Origin of the sequence: Pandoraea communis, assembly GCF_902459745.1 — a bacterium.
GTDB classification, from domain to species: domain Bacteria; phylum Pseudomonadota; class Gammaproteobacteria; order Burkholderiales; family Burkholderiaceae; genus Pandoraea; species Pandoraea communis.
This window is the reverse complement of sequence record NZ_CABPSJ010000004.1, coordinates 511,954-531,583: the sequence shown is the minus strand read 5'-3', so window position 1 is coordinate 531,583 and position 19,630 is coordinate 511,954. Positions and strand designations below refer to the sequence as shown.

General features: G+C 61.7%; 19 protein-coding genes. 7 read left to right on the top strand and 12 right to left on the bottom strand.

Annotated elements, in window-relative coordinates:
• Window positions 1–82 precede the first annotated feature (82 nt).
• The 3 genes from PCO31110_RS17140 to PCO31110_RS17130 all read left to right on the top strand — a co-directional run bounded on the left by PCO31110_RS17140 (window position 83) and on the right by PCO31110_RS17130 (window position 2,431).
• Window positions 83–1,351: an acetylornithine transaminase gene (locus tag PCO31110_RS17140; RefSeq protein WP_246189872.1), complete on the top strand. Its 1,269-nt coding sequence runs from the start codon at window positions 83–85 to the stop codon at window positions 1,349–1,351.
• Window positions 1,352–1,457: 106 nt separating this feature from the next.
• Window positions 1,458–1,955, top strand: coding sequence for a GNAT family N-acetyltransferase (locus PCO31110_RS17135; protein WP_010807091.1), 498 nt, complete (start codon window positions 1,458–1,460; stop codon window positions 1,953–1,955).
• On the top strand, window positions 1,952–2,431 hold the full coding sequence (locus PCO31110_RS17130) for a GNAT family acetyltransferase (protein WP_010807092.1): 480 nt from the start codon (window positions 1,952–1,954) through the stop codon (window positions 2,429–2,431). The genes PCO31110_RS17135 and PCO31110_RS17130 overlap by 4 nt, the downstream gene beginning before the upstream one ends.
• A gap of 96 nt (window positions 2,432–2,527) precedes the next feature.
• On the opposite strand, the gene PCO31110_RS17125 is transcribed toward PCO31110_RS17130, so the two are convergent.
• The 7 genes from PCO31110_RS17125 to PCO31110_RS17095 form a co-directional block, all read right to left on the bottom strand.
• Window positions 2,528–3,241 (bottom strand): ABC transporter ATP-binding protein, encoded by a 714-nt coding sequence (locus PCO31110_RS17125; RefSeq protein WP_036663236.1) that lies wholly within the window; start codon window positions 3,239–3,241, stop codon window positions 2,528–2,530.
• Entirely contained in the window at window positions 3,241–4,014 is a 774-nt protein-coding gene (locus tag PCO31110_RS17120; RefSeq protein ID WP_010807094.1) for an ABC transporter ATP-binding protein, read from the bottom strand. The genes PCO31110_RS17125 and PCO31110_RS17120 overlap by 1 nt, the downstream gene beginning before the upstream one ends.
• A gap of 21 nt (window positions 4,015–4,035) precedes the next feature.
• A complete protein-coding gene (locus tag PCO31110_RS17115) occupies window positions 4,036–5,169 on the bottom strand; it encodes an ABC transporter permease subunit (RefSeq protein WP_010807095.1) in 1,134 nt (377 codons plus the stop codon).
• Between the two features lie 18 nt (window positions 5,170–5,187).
• On the bottom strand, window positions 5,188–6,138 hold the full coding sequence (locus tag PCO31110_RS17110; protein WP_010807096.1) for a branched-chain amino acid ABC transporter permease: 951 nt from the start codon (window positions 6,136–6,138) through the stop codon (window positions 5,188–5,190).
• A 211-nt stretch (window positions 6,139–6,349) separates the two neighbouring features.
• Window positions 6,350–7,558 carry a branched-chain amino acid ABC transporter substrate-binding protein gene (locus PCO31110_RS17105; RefSeq protein WP_010807097.1) on the bottom strand — a complete coding sequence of 403 codons (1,209 nt, stop codon included), beginning with the start codon at window positions 7,556–7,558 and terminating at the stop codon, window positions 6,350–6,352.
• A 721-nt stretch (window positions 7,559–8,279) separates the two neighbouring features.
• Window positions 8,280–9,254 (bottom strand): 4-hydroxy-3-methylbut-2-enyl diphosphate reductase, encoded by a 975-nt coding sequence (ispH, locus tag PCO31110_RS17100; RefSeq protein WP_010807098.1) that lies wholly within the window; start codon window positions 9,252–9,254, stop codon window positions 8,280–8,282.
• 8 nt (window positions 9,255–9,262) lie between these two features.
• Entirely contained in the window at window positions 9,263–9,718 is a 456-nt protein-coding gene (locus tag PCO31110_RS17095) for an FKBP-type peptidyl-prolyl cis-trans isomerase (protein ID WP_036663241.1), read from the bottom strand.
• A gap of 164 nt (window positions 9,719–9,882) precedes the next feature.
• Between PCO31110_RS17095 and radC the strand changes: the two genes are divergently transcribed.
• From radC to nadB, 4 genes are all read left to right on the top strand, one after another.
• Complete coding sequence (radC, locus tag PCO31110_RS17090) at window positions 9,883–10,557, top strand: RadC family protein (RefSeq protein ID WP_150584446.1); 675 nt, start codon at window positions 9,883–9,885, stop codon at window positions 10,555–10,557.
• 222 nt (window positions 10,558–10,779) lie between these two features.
• Complete coding sequence (rpmB, locus tag PCO31110_RS17085) at window positions 10,780–11,013, top strand: 50S ribosomal protein L28 (RefSeq protein WP_010807101.1); 234 nt, start codon at window positions 10,780–10,782, stop codon at window positions 11,011–11,013.
• A gap of 15 nt (window positions 11,014–11,028) precedes the next feature.
• Window positions 11,029–11,196, top strand: coding sequence for a 50S ribosomal protein L33 (gene rpmG / locus PCO31110_RS17080; RefSeq protein WP_010807102.1), 168 nt, complete (start codon window positions 11,029–11,031; stop codon window positions 11,194–11,196).
• Between the two features lie 242 nt (window positions 11,197–11,438).
• Window positions 11,439–13,043: an L-aspartate oxidase gene (gene nadB, locus PCO31110_RS17075; protein WP_010807103.1), complete on the top strand. Its 1,605-nt coding sequence runs from the start codon at window positions 11,439–11,441 to the stop codon at window positions 13,041–13,043.
• A 90-nt stretch (window positions 13,044–13,133) separates the two neighbouring features.
• Here the strand turns inward: nadB and nadC are convergent, their stop codons facing one another.
• The 5 genes from nadC to PCO31110_RS17050 form a co-directional block, all read right to left on the bottom strand.
• Complete coding sequence (gene nadC / locus PCO31110_RS17070) at window positions 13,134–14,021, bottom strand: carboxylating nicotinate-nucleotide diphosphorylase (protein WP_010807104.1); 888 nt, start codon at window positions 14,019–14,021, stop codon at window positions 13,134–13,136.
• Between the two features lie 14 nt (window positions 14,022–14,035).
• Window positions 14,036–15,169, bottom strand: a complete 1,134-nt coding sequence (nadA, locus tag PCO31110_RS17065; protein ID WP_150690948.1) for a quinolinate synthase NadA — start codon at window positions 15,167–15,169, stop codon at window positions 14,036–14,038.
• A 93-nt stretch (window positions 15,170–15,262) separates the two neighbouring features.
• Entirely contained in the window at window positions 15,263–16,459 is a 1,197-nt protein-coding gene (locus tag PCO31110_RS17060; protein WP_010807106.1) for a DesA family fatty acid desaturase, read from the bottom strand.
• 304 nt (window positions 16,460–16,763) lie between these two features.
• The gene (locus PCO31110_RS17055) at window positions 16,764–18,158 is read right to left on the bottom strand and encodes a mechanosensitive ion channel family protein (RefSeq protein ID WP_010807107.1); all 1,395 of its coding nucleotides are present in this window, start codon (window positions 18,156–18,158) and stop codon (window positions 16,764–16,766) included.
• Between the two features lie 49 nt (window positions 18,159–18,207).
• Window positions 18,208–19,479: an RsmB/NOP family class I SAM-dependent RNA methyltransferase gene (locus PCO31110_RS17050; protein ID WP_051126366.1), complete on the bottom strand. Its 1,272-nt coding sequence runs from the start codon at window positions 19,477–19,479 to the stop codon at window positions 18,208–18,210.
• Window positions 19,480–19,630 lie beyond the last annotated feature (151 nt).

Below are 19,630 nucleotides of genomic sequence, written 5' to 3'. Positions count from 1 at the left end.
CTCAAGCACAGCGAAGCCACGGGCAACCCCCGTGGCTTTTTTTATTTCCCGTCTCTCTCACCCTTGCCCTTCGGAGACCGTTATGTCGCTTGCCCATTCGTCCGCCGCGTCCACCTCGCCCGCCATCCCCTCGCCCAAAGGGGTCCGCAACGCCAAGTTCGCCGAGTTCTCCACGCAGGCGTTACTGCCTATCACCTCGCGCCCCGACCTCGTGTTCACGCACGGCAAGGGCGGCTGGCTGTACGACCACGACGGCAAGCGATATCTCGACTTCATTCAGGGCTGGGCCGTCAACAGCCTGGGCCACTGCCATCCCGTCATGCGCGACGCACTCGCCACGCAAAGCGGGATGCTGCTCAACCCCAGCCCCGCGTACTACAACGTGCCGATGATCGAGCTGGCCGACCTGCTCGCCAGGCTCTCGGGGCTCGGCAAGGTCTTCTTCGCCAACAGCGGCGCCGAGGCCAACGAGAGCGCCATCAAGCTCGCGCGCAAGTGGGGCCAGTTGCATCCGAACGCCTCGGGCGGTGCGCGCTTCGAGATCATCACGTTCAAGAATGCCTTCCACGGCCGCACGCTCGCCACCATGTCCGCCAGCGGCAAGCCGGGATGGGACACGATCTTCGCCCCGCAAGTGCCGGGCTTTCCCAAGGCCGACCTGAACGATATCGCGTCGGTCGAGGCCCTTATCGGCCCCGATACCGTCGCCGTGATGCTCGAACCGATTCAGGGCGAAGCCGGTGTCGTGCCGGCCACCGAAGCATTCCTGAAGGAACTGCGCGCGCTCACGAAAGCGCGCGGGCTCCTGCTAATCCTAGATGAGGTGCAAACAGGCTGCGGACGCACGGGCACCCTCTTCTCGCATCAGCAGGCAGGCATCGTCCCCGACATCATGACGCTCGGCAAGGGAATCGGCGGCGGCGTGCCGCTGGCCGCAATGCTGTGCGGCGACGAGTTCGCCGTATTCCAACCGGGCGATCAGGGCGGCACATATAACGGTAACCCGCTCATGTGTGCCGTCGGGCTCGCAGTCATGCGGACGGTCAGCGCCCCGGGCTTCCTCGAGTTCGTGCGCGCGCAGGCGGACTATCTGAGCGCCGGGTTGCAGCATCTGTCGTCGCGTTACGGCGGCGAGGGCGAGCGTGGCGCCGGCTTGCTGCGCGCGCTGCTGCTCGGCCGCGACATCGGTCCGCAACTGGTCGAAGCCGCCCGCGACATGACACCGGACGGGTTGTTGCTCAACTCCGCGCGTCCGAACCTGCTGCGCTTCATGCCCGCGCTGAACGTGAGCCGCGACGAGATCGATCAGATGCTGTCGATGCTCGACGCGCTCCTCGCCAAACACGTCTGACGAAGACATGACGACGTCCGGCACGCACGCCGGACATACGCCTGCCGCGCACCCGGCCAATCCCGGGCGACGCGGTGCGTGTGCCATCGCAAAGGAGACGCTTTCCATGAACGACCTGAGTCACGGGCACCCCACACCGCCCGCCGACGCCATCGTCGAGATTTCCGCCGATCCGGCACGGCTCGATATCGGCTTCATCCATCACGCACTCTCGACGCAAACCCATTGGGCCAAGGACATTCCCAGGGACACGCTCGTGCGCGCCATCTCCCATTCGCTGTGCTTCGGCGCCTATGCGACACAGGTTGAAGGTGGCCCCGCGAAGCAGGTGGGTTTCGCACGCGTGATCACCGACCGCGCAACGTTCGCCTATCTGGCCGACGTGTTCGTCGACCCATCGATGCGCGGGCTGGGCATCGGTAAGCGTCTGTGCGAGAGCGTACTGGTGCACCCTGCGCTGCAGCAACTGCGGCGCTTTCTGCTCGCCACCACCGACGCAGCAGGTCTCTATGCCCGGTACGGCTTCGAACCGCTCGGCCCCGTGAACAAGATGATGCAGATTCATCGGCCCGACATCTACACAGGCAAACAGGAAGCGCCATGATCGCCACGCCCACCAACATCCACATCCGAACGTTCGACAACGCGGATACCGAGGCCGTGATCGCGCTTTGGCGCGAGGCGTTCCCCGAATACAACGCGGCGGACAAGCCGCATCGCGAACCACGCCGCTCGATTGCGAACAAGGTGGCCATGCGCGACGGGTTGTTCTTCGTCGCAGTGCGCGACAACAAGATCGTGGGTACAGTCATGGCCGGGTACGACGGCCATCGCGGCTGGGTCTACTCGCTGGCGGTCGCGCATATGCTGCGGCGTCGCGGCGTGGCGAGCGCGTTGCTGCGTCACGCCGAAATCGCACTGGCCCGGCGCGGGTGCCTCAAGCTCAATCTGCAAGTGCTCACGCAATCGCGCGAAGCGCTGGCGTTCTACACCGCGCACGGCTATGCCGCAGACAATGTCGTGAGTCTCGGCAAGCGGCTGCCCCCCGTTACGTCCGCCAACGTGCCGATGTCGCAGTAACGCCGGTCGACGAAAAACACAAAGGGCGCCGGAGTTGCCTTCGGCGCCCTTTGCTTATCGTCCGGCTTATGTCAGACGTTCATGCCCGCCTGGTTCTTACTCGCCGAGATACGCGGCGCGCACCTTCGGGTCGTCGAGCATGTCTTTCGCGTCCCCTGTCATGGTGACGAGTCCGCTGTCCATCACATAGCCACGGTGTGCGGCTTGCAGTGCCAGGCGCGCGTTCTGCTCCACCAGCAGCACCGTCACGCCTTCGCCCGACACCGTACGCACGACTTCGAAGATCTTCTCGACCATGATCGGCGAGAGACCCATCGACGGCTCGTCGAGCAGCAACAGCTTTGGCTGGCTCATCAGCGCACGCGCCATCGCCAGCATCTGCTGCTCACCGCCCGAGAGCGTGCCCGCGAGTTGGTCTTTGCGCTCCTTCAGACGCGGGAAAATGCCGAACATCTTGTCGACGTCCTGCTTGATGCCCGCGTTGTCGTTGCGCAGATAAGCGCCCATCTGCATGTTCTCGAGGATGGTCATGCGCGTGAAAATGCCACGCCCCTCCGGCACCATCGCGAGACCCTGCTTGAGCAGATCGAACGCCTTCACGCCGCGAATCGACTTGCCCAGATACTCGATGTCGCCATCGGCCCACGGCAGCAGCCCCGTGATCGCCTTCATCGTGGTCGTCTTGCCCGCACCGTTCGCGCCGATTAGCGTGACCAGTTCGCCCGGCTCGATATGCAAGTCGATCCCCTTGACCGCCTTGATCCCGCCGTAAGCGACTTTCAGGCCCTTGATCGTCAACATTGCGCTCATCAATGGCCTCCTGCACCGAGATACGCTTCAATCACCGCCGGATTTTTCTGCACATCCTGCGGCAAACCTTCGGCAATCACTTTGCCGTAATCGAGCACCGTCATGCGGTTGCACAAGCCCATCACCAGCTTCACGTCGTGCTCGATGAGCAGGATCGTCTTGCCGTCGCTGCGGATCTTGTCGAGCAAGCCGCGCAACTCCACCTTCTCGGTGGCGTTCATGCCGGCCGCCGGTTCGTCGAGTGCCAACAGCTTCGGATCGGTCGCCAGCGCGCGCGCAATCTCCAGACGGCGCTGGTGGCCGTACGAGAGATTGGCCGCCGTGTAGTTGGCGTACTTCGCTACGCCCACATACTCGAGCAGTTCCATCGCACGATCGCGAATGGCACGCTCCTCGGCCTTCGCACCGGGGTAACGCACGATCGCTCCGATCACTCCCATCTTCGTGCGCACGTGGCGGCCCACCATCACGTTCTCGACCACCGTCATGCCGCCAAACAGGCGGATGTTCTGGAACGTGCGGGCAATGCCCGCCTTGGCCACCTCATGTACAGCGGTCGGCTTGTAGGTGCTGCCGTCCAGCGTGAATTCGCCGGAATCCGGCGTGTAAAGCCCGGTGATCACGTTGAAGAACGTGGTCTTGCCAGCGCCGTTCGGGCCGATCAGTCCATAGATTTGCCCCGGCTTGATCTCCAGGCCCACATCGGTGAGGGCCTGCAGACCGCCGAAGCGCTTGTTCACGCCCTTGACGGACAGAAGAATTTGTTCGCTCATAATCAGGTCGTCTCCCTCGGCTTACAGAGTCCGCTCTTCCGGACGCGGCGACGGCCACAGGCCGGCCGGACGGTACAGCATGATCAGAATCATGGCCAGACCGTACAGCAACTGCCGGATCACTTCGGGATCGACGATAACGCTGCCGAACAATTTCATCTGCAACGGGCCCATGGTCGAGCGCAGAATCTCGGGGAACGCCGAGAGCAGCACACCGCCCAGAATCACACCCGGAATGTGGCCCATGCCGCCGAGCACCACCATCGAGAGCACAACGATCGACTCCCAGAAGGTGAACGACTCGGGCGAGACAAAGCCCTGAAACGCCGAGAACATGCCCCCGGCCACGCCGCCGAACGACGCGCCCATGGCAAACGCGAGCAGCTTGATGTTGCGCGTGTTGATGCCCATCGCCTTGGCGGCGATCTCGTCTTCACGAATGGCGACCCACGCACGTCCGATGCGCGAGTGTTGCAGGCGCACACAGATGAACGCGATGAGCAGCGCCAGGAACACGAACAGGTAGTAGTACATGTACACCGAGTTGACCTTGAATCCGAAGAGTTCGTGCGCCTTCGAGAAATCAAAGCCGAACAGCGATGCAGGTTGAATGCCGGTGATCCCCTTCGGGCCGTTGGTGATGTTCACCGGCCGGTCGAGGTTGTTCATGAAGATACGGATGATCTCGCCGAAGCCCAGCGTCACGATAGCCAGGTAATCGCCGCGCAGACGCAGCGTCGGCGCGCCCAGCAAGATGCCGAAGATCGCCGCGACCGCCGCCCCTATCGGTATCGTGAACCACACCGGCACATGCAGCCCGGCCGGGAACAGATGCGCGATCCACTCGAACTGCGTCGTGAGGTGGGGAGAGCTGAGGAACGCCGTGACGTACGCGCCCACCGCATAGAACGCGATGTAACCCAGGTCGAGCAGGCCGGCAAAGCCCACCACGATATTCAGGCCCAGCGCGAGCATGATGTAGAGCAGCGCGAAGTCGAGCACGCGCACCCAGTAGTTGCCGCCCGCGTAGCCCACCAGCACGGGGGCGACGATGGCGCCGATCAGGAAGATCGCCAGGCCGCGATAGGCCTTGCGGGTGGCAGCCGCCGCAGAAATCTGCGTGGCCGGCGTGGAGGTTTGCACAGGTTGATTCATCGTGTGGCTCCTCCCCGCTTATGCACGATCGGCCACGCGCTCGCCGAGCAGACCGCTCGGACGGAACACCAGCACGATGATCAGAACGACAAAAGCGAATACGTCCTGATAGTTACTGCCGAACACCCCACCGGTCAGATCGCCGATGTAGCCCGCGCCCAGCGCTTCGATCAGGCCCAGCAGCACGCCGCCAACCATGGCGCCTTGCAGGTTGCCGATACCGCCGAGCACCGCCGCCGTGAACGCTTTCATGCCGGGAATGAAGCCCATGTAGAAGTGGGCGTTGCCGTAGTTCGAGGCCATCATGACGCCCGCGAGCGCTGCGAGCGCACCGCCCAGCGCGAACGTGGCCGAGATCACGAAGTTCGGGTTCACGCCCATGAGACCGGCGACGTTGCGGTTCTCCGCCGTCGCACGCATGGCGCGGCCCAGCTTGGTGCGGTTCACGAGCTGCGTGAGGCCGAACATCACGAGGAACGCGACCACCACGATCACGATACCGGTGCCGTTGGTCACGGCGCCCGGATGATCGCCGCGTTGCGGGATGATCGTCATGGCGTCGGTAGGCAGCAGTTGCGGGAACGAGAGCGGATTGCGCGACCAGATCAGCATGGCGATCGTCTGCAACAGCAGCGACACGCCAATGGCCGTGATCAGCGGCGCAAGACGCGGCGCATTGCGCAACGGCCGGTAAGCCACGCGCTCGATCACGAAGTTGGCCAGGGCGCACGTGGGCATACACACGAGCGTGGCGATGGCCAGCATGAGCGCCGGATGCATGTTCGGCGCCACTTTCAACAACAGGTTGATGGTGGACAGCGCGACCATCGCGCCGATCATCATCACATCGGCGTGGGCAAAGTTGATGATGCCCAGAATGCCGTAGACCATCGTATAGCCCAGCGCAATGATCGCGTAGACGCTGCCAAGCACGAGGCCGTTCAAGATTTGTTGGATAAAAATATCCATGAAGCTAACTCCTTGTCCCGAAAACGGGCTCTCGACACGCTTGCCCGATAGGGCGCACGAGGGGGTCGAGAGAACTGCGGGTAATGAGGCGTAATCCTGTGTCAGGAGGAGGGCCGTGCCCGTCATGCGGGCACGGCATCGTTCCGCAGATAGAGAAACGGCACCGAACGGGTAGGCACCGGTGCCGTTTCATGGCGCAAGCGCCCGGGAGTTACATCTTCACCACGTCGAGCACGCTCTTCTTCTTGTCCTTGTAGTTGTAAAGCGTGATGACCGGTTCCTTCATGTCGCCCTTGCTGTCGAAAGCGATGTGACCGATAACCCCCTTGTAGTCCGTCGCCGGCATCGCCGCGAGGATCTTCGCCGGATCGGTCGAGTTGGCACGCTTCATGGCGTCGACGATCACGTTGACGGCGTCATACGTGAACGGGGCGTAGATCTGGATCGGCTGGCTGAAACGGGCTTCGTAGCGCTTCGCGAAGTCTGCACCGCCTTCCATTTTCGACAGCGCCATACCCGCTTCCGAGCACACGATGTTGTCGATGGCATCGCCGGCCAGTTCGGCCACCTTGTCGGTACACACACCGTCGCCGGCCAGCACCTTGGCACCGATACCCAGTTCCTTCGACTGCTTGGCGAACGGGCCGCCGGTGGCATCCATACCGCCGTACATGATGATGTCCGGACGCTCACCCTTGATCTTTGTCAGAATGGCGCGGAAGTCCGTGGCCTTGTCGTTGGTCGCATCGTGCGAGAGCACCTTCAGGCCATTGGCCTTGGCAGTCTTCTCGAACTCGTCGGCCAAGCCCTTGCCGTAGGCCGTCGCGTCGTCGACGATGGCCACCGACTTGGCACCCAGCGCCTTGGTGGCGTAGTTGGCCAGTGCCGGGCCCTGCTGAGCGTCGGTCGCGACCACACGATAGGCGGTCTTGAAGCCCTGCAGGGTATAGGCCGGGTTGGTTGCCGACGGCGAGATCTGCACGATGCCTGCATCGCTATAGATCTTCGAGGCCGGAATCGTCGTACCTGAATTCAAGTGCCCCACTACGGCGACGACCTTCTCGTCGACAAGCTTCTGGGCAACCTGGGTGGCGGTCTTCGGATCGGCTGCGTCGTCTTCGGCTACCAGTTCCAGCTTGACCGGTTTGCCATCGATGGTCAGGCCAGCCTTGTTGGCTTCTTCGACAGCCAGGCGTGCACCATTTTCGTTATCTTTGCCCAAGTGAGCAATTTGGCCCGTTAGCGGTGCAACGTGACCGATCTTGATAACAACCGCATCGCCGCCCCCGCTGGCGGCTGTCGTCGCGGCAGGTGCAGAAGCGGCACCCGAATCGGCCTGCTTTTCTTCCTTCTGACCGCATGCCGCCAACAGCGTCACTGCGGCGACGACGGGCAGTACCTTCGCGAACTTGAGTTGCATTTGATTATCTCCTGATTGTCGGCGGTTCAATAACGCCAAAAACGCCAATTCAATGTTTCGTATGCGAAACGCGCGCATTGTAACTCCATTCTTTGCGGCTGCGACGCCCGCCGCCACAGGGTTTTCCATAATGGAGGACTAAGGTTTATACCAACTTGTGCAACCCTATTTTTTCAAAAGCGCAACCCCGGATTTGTTAAAAGTTTTACGCACCCGTCCGCACCGGCCCGGGCGGCTTCATGGTGCAACTCATGCACCATTGATGGGCTAGACCGCCACATCAAGCTAATAAGCAATTAGCATGCCTATCACAATTGGAACCTTCATTCTAATTAAGTGAATATATAAATAATTAGATTCCGGAAAATCAGAAATCATCCGTCTACGCCAATTCTTTATTCGTTGAATTAGCAATTGGTGTAATTGGTTTTGGCTGACAAGACGCGGAAAAGCGTGAAACTCATTGCGCGGAGTTTTTGCAGAATCAGTGACGGCGATGCGAAAATGCCGCAGCCGAATTCCCTGTGTGCGCGACCGGGAGAACGGCCGGATGCTCATCGCGGTCAGGTGGCCTGAGGCTGGCCGCCGACGGAGGTCTTATACGGGGAAGGGGGAAGCGAGGAAGGGGGCACAAAAAAACCGGGGCCGCAGGATGCGACACCCGGTTTGCGAGCCATGCGGCGTTGCCGCTGGCCGTTTGGTCTGGTTGCGCGGACGGCGCTTAGCCGGCGGCGACCTGCGCGAGGCCCTTGGGCAGCGGGAATGCGATGTTTTCTTCCACGCCGTCGAGCACCTTGACCTGATTGACGCCCAATTCGCGCAGGCGCGTCACGATCGATTGCGCCAGCACTTCCGGCGCCGAGGCGCCTGCCGTCACACCGATACGGCGCTTGCCATCGAACCATTCCGGCTTGAGCTGATCGGGCGAATCAACCATATAGGCGGGCACGCCCATCTTTTCGGCCACTTCGCGCAGGCGGTTCGAATTGGAACTGTTCGGGCTGCCGACAACCACGACCACGTCGCACTGGGGCGCCATGAATTTCACAGCGTCCTGACGATTCTGCGTCGCGTAGCAAATATCCTGCTTCTTCGGCTCGGTAATCAAAGGGAAGCGCTTCTTGAGTGCGTTGATGACCTCGGCGGCATCGTCGACGGACAGCGTAGTCTGCGTCACGTACGCGAGCTTGTCTTCGTTCGCCACCTGCAGCGCCAGCACGTCTTCAATCGTCTCGACGAGGAACATGCCCTCGCCCGATTGGCCCATCGTGCCTTCCACTTCGGGGTGTCCCTTATGGCCGATCATGATGATCTCGAGCCCCTGGCCGCGCATCTTCGCCACTTCGACATGCACCTTCGTGACGAGCGGACATGTCGCGTCGAAGATGCGCAGACCGCGCGCTTCCGCCTCTGTACGCACGGCTTGCGACACGCCATGCGCGCTGAAGATCAGCGTGTTCCCCGACGGCACGTCCGTCAGTTCCTCGACGAAAATCGCGCCCTTCTTGCGCAGGTTTTCGACGACATACGCGTTGTGCACGATCTCGTGGCGCACGTAAATCGGCGCACCGTACATCGCAAGCGCGCGCTCGACGATCTCAATGGCGCGGTCGACACCCGCGCAAAAGCCGCGCGGCTGGGCCAGCAGGATTTCCGCATCCGACAACGTCGGTGCTACGACTTGGGTGGCGCTCATTTCGATTCCTACAGAATGCCGATAATCTGGACTTCGAACACGATCGGCTGGCCGGCCAGCGGATGGTTGAAGTCGAACAATGCCCAGCCGTCGCCCAGTTCGCGCAGGATGCCCGCATAGCGGCCACCGCTCGGCGCGTTGAACTCGACCAGATCGCCAACGCTATATTCTTCGCCAAAGTTGCTGTTTTCCTGCAGCGTCTTCATCGAGACGCGTTGCAGCAGTTCCGGATTGCGCGGGCCGAAAGCCTGCTCGGGTGCCAACCCGATCTGGCGCCGCTCCCCCACTGACATTCCCAGCAACGCCTGCTCCAGCGTCGGGGCCATCTGGCCGCCACCGAGCTGTAGCGTCGCCGGCGTGCCTTCAAAGGTGTTGACGATGTCCGCACCGTCGGGCGCGGCGATCCGGTAGTGGAGCGTCAGATAGGAATCGTCTTGAACCACGGGGGTTGCAACAGAACTCATGAGGGTCTCACAGCAAGGTCAAGCTATTATTGTAAATGACGTCGCGTTGCGCGTCCGGCTCCCCAGCAAAGCAGCCCCGATTTTTTCCCGTCGGCGGCTGCGTTCCATATTAGTAGGTGACACCCGCGATCATGCGCGCGAACGTGTCCGCCTCTGGAGTCGTCATGTCCATCGCTCAATGGCCGCTTGCCGAGCGTCCCCGTGAAAAAATGCTGGCCCGAGGCGCCAATGCGCTTTCCGATGCCGAATTGCTCGCGATTCTGCTGCGCACCGGCTCGCAAGGACGCAATGCCGTCGATCTCGGGCGCGAATTGCTCGCTCGCAGCGGATCGCTCACCCGTCTGCTCTCCATGCCCTTCGAGAGTTTGCGCCAGATCCCCGGACTGGGGCAGGCCAAATGCCTGCAGTTCCAGGCCGCGCTTGAAGTGGCGCGCAGAATGTTGGGCGAAGGGATGCAGTCGGGCAGCCTGCTCGATTCCCCAACCCGCGTGCGCGACTATCTTCGCCTCACGCTGCAGGATCGCTCGCGTGAGCGCTTCGCCTGCCTGTTTCTCGACGCGGCACACCGGCTCGTCAGCACCCGTGTGATGTTCGAAGGCACGCTGACGCAAACGTGCGCGTATCCACGGGAGGTGGTACGCGCTGCGCTTGAGGTCCACGCCGCAGCCGTCATCGTCGCGCACAATCACCCGTCGGGCGTGCCCACCCCGAGCGCGGCAGATCTGGCGCTGACCCGCCAGTTGGGCGACGCGCTGGCCTTGCTCGAGATCCGTCTGCTGGATCATTTCATCGTGGCTGGCGACAGCGTGTACTCGCTCGCAGAGCACGGCGAGTTGTGATTCGCTACAACATTTGCCCAAGATTTTGGCATTCGGGTCGCGTTCTCGTGGCGCTTACGCTATAATCCGTCCCTTCCCCGAATCTCCGACAGACGTTTCCCGCCAGGGACTCGCATCCTAATCACTAAAGCGATTGATTTGTCTGGGATTTTTGTGGTATCATCGCGGTCTGTCTTTTCGACTCACCTTTTTTTACACAGAATTCTGGGTTAGGAGTGCTTCATGGCACGCGTATGTCAAGTGACCGGGAAAGCGCCGATGGTCGGCAACAACGTTTCCCACGCCAATAACAAAACCAAGCGCCGTTTTCTTCCGAACTTGCAAAATCGCCGGTTCTGGGTTGAAAGTGAAAACCGCTTTGTTCGTCTTCGTATTTCGCGAGCTGGCCTGCGCCTGATCGACAAGAACGGTATCGACGCCGTTCTGGCAGATCTGCGTTCGCGCAACGCAGTCTAAGTTTAGGAGCTCATCATGGCAAAAGGCGCTCGCGACAAGATCAAGCTGGAATCGACCGCAGGTACGGGTCATTTCTACACGACCACCAAGAACAAGCGTACCCATCCGGAAAAGATGGAAATCAGCAAGTTCGATCCGGTGGCTCGTAAGCACGTGCCCTACAAGGAAACCAAGATCAAATAAGATCAACAGGTTTTCTCGCAGCAGTGCTCTGCTGCGTTCGATACCCCGCCATTGGCGGGGTTTTTCATTTGGATGTCCCGAAATCTGCAACACTACGCTATGCGTAGTTACGCAAGGCACAATTTCATCGAAGTGCGCATAGGGTCATATGTCAAGCGCGTATTCACTCGCTATACTGGCTTACTTCCCATAACGAGGATCGCACCGCCGCCGTGGCGTCGATTCCAGAGACTGCGCGTATCATGAATTTCGATGTCGTCATCGTCGGCAGCGGGCTCGCCGGCCAGTCCGTCGCCCTGCATCTGGCCAGCACCTGCCGCGTAGCACTGGTCGCAAAACGCCCGATGCCCGAAGGGGCGAGCGACTGGGCACAAGGGGGCATCGCCGCCGTACTCGACTCGACCGACAGTGTCGGCGAGCATGTCGCCGATACCCTCATTGCCGGTGCCGGCCTGTGCGACGAGGCAGCTACGCGATTCATCGTCGAACACAGCCGCGAAGCCATCGAGTGGCTCATCGCTCAAGGTGTGCCTTTCACGCGCGACGACGCTGCCGAACTCGGTTTCCATCTGACGCGCGAAGGCGGCCACAGCCATCGACGCATCATCCATGCCGCCGACGCCACCGGACACGCCGTGATCGCCACGCTCACCGAACGCGTGCGCCAGCATCCGAATATCACCCTCTTTGAAAATCATTTCGCGGTCGACCTGATTACGTCAGACCGAGCCGACTCGGCACCGACGGCCGGGCGTCATTGCCAAGGTCTGTATGTTCAGGATCTGGGCACCGGCGAAGTGCACGCCATGACGTCACGGCACACGGTGCTGGCCACCGGGGGGGCGGGCAAAGTCTACCTGTACACCACGAACCCCGACACTGCGACCGGCGACGGTATCGCCATGGCCTGGCGTGCCGGCTGCCGTATCGCGAACATGGAGTTCATTCAGTTTCACCCGACCTGCCTCTATCATCCCTACGCCAAATCATTCCTGATCACGGAAGCGGTGCGCGGTGAAGGTGGGCGTCTGGTACTGCCGGACGGCACGCGCTTCATGCCGCAACACGACCCGCGCGCCGAACTCGCACCGCGCGACATCGTCGCCCGCGCCATCGACTTCGAGATGAAGAAACACGGCCTGGACTGCGTGTATCTCGATATCAGCCATCAGAGTCCGGAATTTCTGGGCGAGCATTTCCCCACGATTCTGGCGCGCTGCGCCGAACTGGGCATCGACATCACAAAGCAGCCCATCCCGGTCGTACCGGCAGCGCACTATACGTGCGGCGGTATTGTCACCGACATGCACGGCCGCACGGATCTGCCCGGACTTTATGCCGTTGGCGAAGCCACCTATACCGGCTTGCACGGTGCCAACCGCCTCGCCAGCAACTCGCTGCTCGAATGCCTCGTACTTGGCAAAGCCGCGGCGGAGGATATCCAACGCGGCGAATCGACGCATGCTGCTGCAACGGATGTCCCCGCATGGGACGAAAGCCGCGTCTCGGACGCCGACGAGGAAGTCGTTGTCGCGCACAACTGGGACGAGTTGCGCCGCATGATGTGGAATTACGTCGGCATTGTCCGTACGACCAAGCGGCTGGAGCGGGCGCAGCACCGAATTGCCCTGCTGCGCGAAGAAATTGCCGAGTACTACGCGAATTTCCGCGTGAGCCGCGATTTGCTCGAGCTTCGGAATCTGGTGGACGTGGCATCGCTGATCGTGGACAGCGCGCTGGACCGTCACGAGAGCCGGGGGCTGCACTTTTCCCGGGACTTTCCGGATACCCTGCCCAAAGCCCTGCCGACAGTACTGTCGCCGGCATTACCCCGACGCGTTCGTTAATCCGAAGCCAGCCTCGCCGGGACCAAGGCAAACAAAAGGCCGCAGGTTTTACCCTGCGGCCTTTGATTTTCCGTCATGACAACGGGATGCTTAGCCCACTGTCTCCAGAATCCGCATCGAGAAATCGGTGGCACGAACGTCTTTCGTGAGTCCGCCGATGGAAATTCGGTCGACCCCCGTCTCGGCAATCGCACGCAGCGTTTCGAGATTGATGCCACCCGACGCTTCCAGCACGGCACGGCCATCGGTGACTCGTGCGGCTTCGCGCATCATTTCCAGCGTGAAGTTGTCGAGCAGGATCGACTTCGCGCCGCACTCAAGCGCCATCTCGAGTTCCTCGAGCGACTCCACCTCGATCTGTGCCGGCGCACCATCCGCCAGACGTTGGGCATTCGCCAGCACCTCACGAATACCGCCAGCCGCCGCGATGTGATTTTCCTTGATGAGAATACCGTCGTAGAGCGCAAGGCGTTGGTTCGCTCCGCCGCCCACACGTACCGCGAACTTCTGCGCGAGACGCAGCCCCGGCAGCGTCTTGCGCGTATCGAGCACGCGCGCCTTCGTCCCTTCGACGATATCGGCGTAGCGGCGCACTGTCGTCGCCACACCGGAGAGCAACTGGAGGAAGTTCATCGATGTGCGCTCGCCCGTCAACAGCGCGCGCGCGGGTCCATAAATGTCACACACCGCCGAATCGGGCGTCATGCGCTCCCCCTCGCGGTAGTGCCATTGCACGCGAACTTCCGAGTTCACGCCTTGCATACAGCGCTCGAACCAACGCACACCGCATAGCACCGCCGATTCGCGCACGATGACGCGCGCATGCGCCATTTCGTCGGCCGGTACGAGCAGCCCCGTCAAATCACCGCTGCCGATGTCTTCGGCAAGGGCCTCACGGACGTTGCGCGAAAGCGCCGCCTCGAGCGGCTCGCCGAACTCGGCGAAATCCGGGGAGAGCGCCTCGTCGGTGCTCAGCATTTTAGATTGCGTCATCATGCGGGACCTACACCGGCAAACAGCGCGCCATCGCGCGCAAAATCGCCGCTGGCGCGCACATTCTGTTTGCGCGCTTCGGCGAACTTCAGCATACGGTCGATACAGGTATGGGCGCGACGGCTGATCTCCGCATCGACGTGAATCTCATTGCGCCCGGACGCCAGCACGTCGGCCAGATTCTGCAGACCGTTCATCGCCATCCACGGGCAATGCGCGCAGCTCTTGCAAGTGGCGCTGTTTCCGGCTGTCGGCGCTTCGATGAAGCGCTTGCCCGGTGCTGCCGCGCGCATCTTGTGAAGAATGCCGTTGTCCGTCGCGACGATGAATTCCGTCGCGTCCATCGTCTGGGCGGCCGCAATCATCTGCGACGTCGAACCGACCACATCCGCCTGCTCGACCACGGACGCGGGCGACTCCGGGTGCACAAGCACCTTGGCGTTCGGAAACTCGCGGCGCAGCAACTCAAGCTCGGTGCCCTTGAATTCGTCGTGCACCAGGCAAGCGCCCTGCCACAGCAACATATCGGCACCCGTTTGCTTCTGGACGTAGCTGCCCAGATGGCGATCCGGTGCCCAGAGGATCTTTTTCCCTTGCGCGTGCAAATGAGCCACGATTTCCAGCCCGATGGACGACGTCACCATCCAGTCGGCCCGTGCCTTTACCGCAGCGCTGGTATTCGCATAGACAACAACCGTGCGATCGGGGTGCGCATCGCAAAATGCAGCGAACTCGTCGGCAGGGCAGCCAAGATCAAGCGAGCAGGTCGCGTCGAGATCCGGCATCAAAATGCGTTTTTCGGGACTGAGAATCTTAGAAGTCTCGCCCATGAACCGCACGCCGGCCACCACTAGCGTCTTGGCCGAGTGATTCCGGCCAAAGCGTGCCATTTCAAGCGAATCGGCCACGCAACCGCCGGTCTCCTCGGCGAGGTCCTGCAAATCGGCATCGACGTAGTAATGGGCCACCAGAACGGCGTCCTGCTCAACGAGCAGGCGCTTGATCCGGGCCCTGAGCGCCGCCCGCTCCTCCTGCGACGGCGCATCCGGGACGCGCGCCCAAGCGTGGGCAACGCACGTGGCGCCGCTCGGTGCGGGGCGCTCGAATTCTACGGATTTGAGTGAGGCATTCATTTTCGCTTGCCCCGTGAGGGGCCGGGAATGACAAAACCCCGCCGTGGCGGGGTTTTGATTATGCGTCAAAAATGGATTTCTGGCTTACCCCGTTCACGCGTAGCGGCGCAAACGCGAAGCGAATTCCTGCAGCGCGTGGATACCGCTCTGTTCGGCACGGTGGCACCAATTCTGCAATTGGCTCAGAAGCTGTTCGCGCGATGCGTTCGAACGCTCCCAGATACCGGCCAGTTCACGACGCAATTCATAGTACGTCTTCACGGCATTGCTGTGCGCAAAGATCTCGCCCAGTTGCTGCTTCTGCGGCTCTTGCAACGAAGCTTCGTCGTTGTGCAGCCACTTGCGCGCGCCACGGAACAACTGGTACTCGCCATGCTGATGCTTATCCTTGAAACGCGCCAGCTCTTGGCCATAGGCACGCTTGAAGGTCTTGGCGTAACGCTCCATCACTTCGTAGCGATTCGAGAGCACAGCCTGCAACGTATCCTCGTCGCATGCAGCCTTGTTTTTCGCGAGCTTCGGCGTCGGCGCAATCTTCTTCACCTTGGCCAGCCCCACCATCGACAGCAGGCGAATGTACAGCCAGCCGATATCGAACTCGTACCACTTGTTCGACAGCTTGGCCGACGTCGCGTACGTGTGGTGATTGTTGTGCAGTTCCTCGCCACCGATGATGATGCCCCACGGCAGCAGGTTCGTCGACGCGTCGGCACAGTTGAAGTTGCGGTAGCCCCAGTAGTGGCCCAGACCATTGACCACGCCGGCGGCCCAGAACGGAATCCACACCATCTGCACGGCCCACACGGTCAAACCGATCGCGCCGAACAGCGCGATATCGATGATCATCATGAAGCTCACGCCGAGAATCGGATAACGCCTGTAGACGTGATTCTCGAGCCAGTCGTTCGGCGTGCCGTGGCTGAACTTGCGAATCGTTTCTTCATTCTTCGCTTCGGCGCGATACAGCTCGGCACCCTCGGCAAGAACCTTCCACAGACCGCGCGTTTGTGGGCTGTGCGGATCTTCCGGCGTTTCGCACTTGGCGTGGTGCTTGCGGTGAATGGCGGCCCACTCGCTGGTGACCATACCCGTGGTCATCCACAGCCAGAAACGGAAAAAGTGGGCGACGATCGGATGCACGTCGAGCGCGCGGTGCGCCTGGCAACGGTGCAGATAGATCGTCACGGCGGCAATCGTCACATGGGTGACGGCCAGCGTGAACAACGTGATCTCCCAGCCGCTCCAGTCGAGCAGGCCGTTAGAGATAAATCCAAGCAGACTGTCCAGCAAAATATCACTCCAAACTAATCAATACGGTAGCAATCACGGCAACACCGCCGTGTCTTGTCTTGTCGGGCCGATGCGGCATCGATGGCCGTCGCGTCAGGTCTCGTTCTTACGCTCGCTTGACGCTCGGATTCGCTGGAGTTCGGCAAGTTGCTGAATGCCGGGGCGAGATGGGCGGGAAACGTGCCGGTGAACGTCGGTTTGTTATTGGTTTGCCGGGCATTTTACCTGACGGACTGTTGCCCGTGTGTAACCTGCCCGCCACGCATTTTGTCGCAGGTCAACCCGCAGCCCTTGGCAAAACGGTCTACGACGGCTTCTTCTCGCCGTCATCGGCCTGTGGTAGCGCGGGTTTCGGCGTATCGGCCGGTAAATCCGGACGATTCACGCTGGCAGCGGGAACACCATCAGCCCAGTCATTCAAAATGCGTATTTCGCGCTGCGCATACGGAATTTCAATACCGTGTTCGCGAAAAGTGCGCCAAATGCGCATATTGATCGCCGATCGGATGCCTCCGGTGCCCTGGGCCGGATCTTGCACCCAAAAGCCCATTTCAAGATCCATCCCATCAGCGCCGAAGTTAAGCAGCAAAGCCGATGGCGGCGGGTCCGTCAGCACCCTGGGAATGTCCTGCGCCGCTTTCAGCATCAGCGACATCGCCAATTCCACATCGGCGCTGTAGGCCACCTGCACATTGACCTTGGCGCGCCCGCGAGTCTCGGTGAACGAGTGGTTCTGCACCACATTCGTCACCAGTTGTTCGTTCGGCACCAGCGCTTCGACGCCATCCAGCCCACGAACGACCGTATAGCGCGTATTGATCTGCGAAACGGTGCCATGATAAGGGCTGATCGTAATGAGGTCGCCGATGCGCACCGAACGGTCGAGCAAAATGATGAAGCCCGATACGAGGTTCGAGGCGATCTTTTGCAAACCAAAGCCCAGCCCCACGCCTAACGCACCACCGAACACGCCGAGCACGGTGATATCGATGCCCACGAACGATAGCGTCGTGAGCACGGCAATCAACGTCAGCACGCCCTTGACCAGCCGCGACATCACCACTTTCAGATTGCCGTCGAGCGTGGTCGTGCGCATGATCCGGTCTTCGATCAGCGAACCGACCCACATCGCCAGCAGGAGCGTCACGCCAATCCAGAGCAAGCCGGAGAGCATCGAGAGCAACGTCAGATGGCTCGCGCCGACCGCGAAGCGCACGCTGCCCAGCCAACCGAGGATGTCGTCGTGCACGCCCAGCACGTAGGCCAGCATCGACAGCCAGGCGAACGTCGTGAGCACGCGCTCGAAGACTCTCAACAGCCCGTAGGCTTGCGGCGACGACGCGAACAGTCGTCGCGCGACGTAGAACGCCAGATAGATCAGCGCGGTGCCGAACAGCGGCACCTCGGCCAGCCTCAGCAGCGAGACACGCATGGACTCCTGAAGCACCACGCGCGTGAGCGCCACACACATCCAGCCGAACATCGGGAAGAACGAACGGCGCAGGCTTGACGAGCCCGCCCGGCGCGAGGGCGCGACACGCTCGAAATGACGTTCGAGCCGGCCAATCATCCAGTGCCGCAGCACGAAGGCGACGGCAAGCGCCCCCGCCAGCGCCACGAACTGCCAGATGATCTGCGGGTCACCGAAGTCGCGAACGACGTCGCGCACCAACCTCGCGAAAGCCGGACTTTCCTGCATTGCGATCTCTCTTCTTGTTTCTTGTTGTTAGCCGACGCCCAGCATCGACTTACGCCGCACGGCGCTCGAACACGGCGGCAAAAAAGCCGTCGGTCGCGTTACGGTTCGGCAGCAATTCGAGGTACTTGCCCGTGTCGAGGTCGATTTTCTGCGAGGCGAGCAACTCGTTCGCCGGCAACAGGACGAAATCGGGATGCGCGGCCGCAAACGCCTCGGCAATGGCACTGTTCTCTTCGGTCAGCAGACTGCACGTGGCGTACACGAGACGCCCGCCCGGCTTCACCAGACGGGCAGCGCTCGCGAGGATCGACGCCTGCTTCTGCGTGAGTTCCTGCACCGATTGCGGCGACTGACGCCACTTCAGATCCGGATTGCGGCGCAGCGTGCCCAGCCCGCTGCACGGGGCGTCGACCAGCACGCGGTCGATCTTGCCCGCCAGACGCTTGATCTTGCTGTCGTTCTCGCTGTCGATCATCACCGGATAGACGTTCGACAGGCCGCTGCGCGCCAGACGCGGCTTGAGCTTGGCCAGACGCTTCTCGGAAATGTCGAACGCATACAGACGCCCCGTGGAGCGCATCTGCGCCCCGATGGCGAGCGTCTTGCCGCCGGCCCCGGCACAGAAGTCGACGATCATCTCGCCGCGACGCGGTGCGACCAACTGGCACAGCAACTGGCTGCCCTCGTCCTGCACTTCGATCGCGCCAGAGATGAACAGCGGATGTTTTTGCAACGCGGGCTTGCCCGCCAGACGGATGCCGTTGGGCGCAAACGGCGTCGCTTCAGCCGAGAAGCCGTCTTCACGCAGCTTCGCGAGGACGTCGTCGCGATTCGCCTTGATCACATTCACGCGGCAGTCGAGCGGCGCGGGTTGATTCAGCGCGGCGGCAAGCGCTTCGAGTTCGGTGCTGTCGAACCGCTTGGCCAGCCGGTCGTAGAGCCATTCCGGCAAATTGGTGCGTACGCGTGCGGAAAGGCTTGCCGGGTCGATCTGACCGACGTGTTCGAGCCACGCGAGTTCATCGGGTGTTGCCACCAGTTGCACCGATGCCAGACCGCGCGTGAACGCCAGCCCGAGCAGTGCCAGACGGCGTTCCAGCGGCCCGGAGCCGCTTCCCGCGTGCTGCCCGAATTCGAGCTTGCGGCGCAGGATGGCGAAGACCGTCTCCGCCAGAACACCACGTTCGCGATGGCCCAGCTTGGCGTTGGCGCGGAAGTACGTGCTCACCAGCGTATCGGCCGGGCCGCTGAACGTCAGCACGCTGCCGAGCAGGCGTTGGGTGTGCTCGAAGAGTGCGGGCGACAGGTGCTCGCCGCGCATGCGGGCCGTCTCGGCGGGCGGGGCCTCCGGGCGGCGATCGTTGCGCGAACGGTCGTAGCGGTCGGGGCGGACGTAACGCTCCTGGCGCTCTCCCGTCTGCCCCCCCTTGGACGGTTGACGGGCATCGGAGGATCGGCCGCCGGAGCGGTGA

Coding starts and splice junctions, on each gene's coding strand:
- PCO31110_RS17140 (WP_246189872.1), top strand. CDS start 83: ATGTCGCTTGCCCATTCGTCCGCCGCGTCCACCTCGCCCGCCATCCCC.
- PCO31110_RS17135 (WP_010807091.1), top strand. CDS start 1,458: ATGAACGACCTGAGTCACGGGCACCCCACACCGCCCGCCGACGCCATC.
- PCO31110_RS17130 (WP_010807092.1), top strand. CDS start 1,952: ATGATCGCCACGCCCACCAACATCCACATCCGAACGTTCGACAACGCG.
- PCO31110_RS17125 (WP_036663236.1), bottom strand. CDS start 3,241: ATGAGCGCAATGTTGACGATCAAGGGCCTGAAAGTCGCTTACGGCGGG.
- PCO31110_RS17120 (WP_010807094.1), bottom strand. CDS start 4,014: ATGAGCGAACAAATTCTTCTGTCCGTCAAGGGCGTGAACAAGCGCTTC.
- PCO31110_RS17115 (WP_010807095.1), bottom strand. CDS start 5,169: ATGAATCAACCTGTGCAAACCTCCACGCCGGCCACGCAGATTTCTGCG.
- PCO31110_RS17110 (WP_010807096.1), bottom strand. CDS start 6,138: ATGGATATTTTTATCCAACAAATCTTGAACGGCCTCGTGCTTGGCAGC.
- PCO31110_RS17105 (WP_010807097.1), bottom strand. CDS start 7,558: ATGCAACTCAAGTTCGCGAAGGTACTGCCCGTCGTCGCCGCAGTGACG.
- ispH (WP_010807098.1), bottom strand. CDS start 9,254: ATGAGCGCCACCCAAGTCGTAGCACCGACGTTGTCGGATGCGGAAATC.
- PCO31110_RS17095 (WP_036663241.1), bottom strand. CDS start 9,718: ATGAGTTCTGTTGCAACCCCCGTGGTTCAAGACGATTCCTATCTGACG.
- radC (WP_150584446.1), top strand. CDS start 9,883: ATGTCCATCGCTCAATGGCCGCTTGCCGAGCGTCCCCGTGAAAAAATG.
- rpmB (WP_010807101.1), top strand. CDS start 10,780: ATGGCACGCGTATGTCAAGTGACCGGGAAAGCGCCGATGGTCGGCAAC.
- rpmG (WP_010807102.1), top strand. CDS start 11,029: ATGGCAAAAGGCGCTCGCGACAAGATCAAGCTGGAATCGACCGCAGGT.
- nadB (WP_010807103.1), top strand. CDS start 11,439: ATGAATTTCGATGTCGTCATCGTCGGCAGCGGGCTCGCCGGCCAGTCC.
- nadC (WP_010807104.1), bottom strand. CDS start 14,021: ATGCTGAGCACCGACGAGGCGCTCTCCCCGGATTTCGCCGAGTTCGGC.
- nadA (WP_150690948.1), bottom strand. CDS start 15,169: ATGAATGCCTCACTCAAATCCGTAGAATTCGAGCGCCCCGCACCGAGC.
- PCO31110_RS17055 (WP_010807107.1), bottom strand. CDS start 18,158: ATGCAGGAAAGTCCGGCTTTCGCGAGGTTGGTGCGCGACGTCGTTCGC.
- PCO31110_RS17050 (WP_051126366.1), bottom strand. CDS start 19,479: ATGCGCGGCGAGCACCTGTCGCCCGCACTCTTCGAGCACACCCAACGC.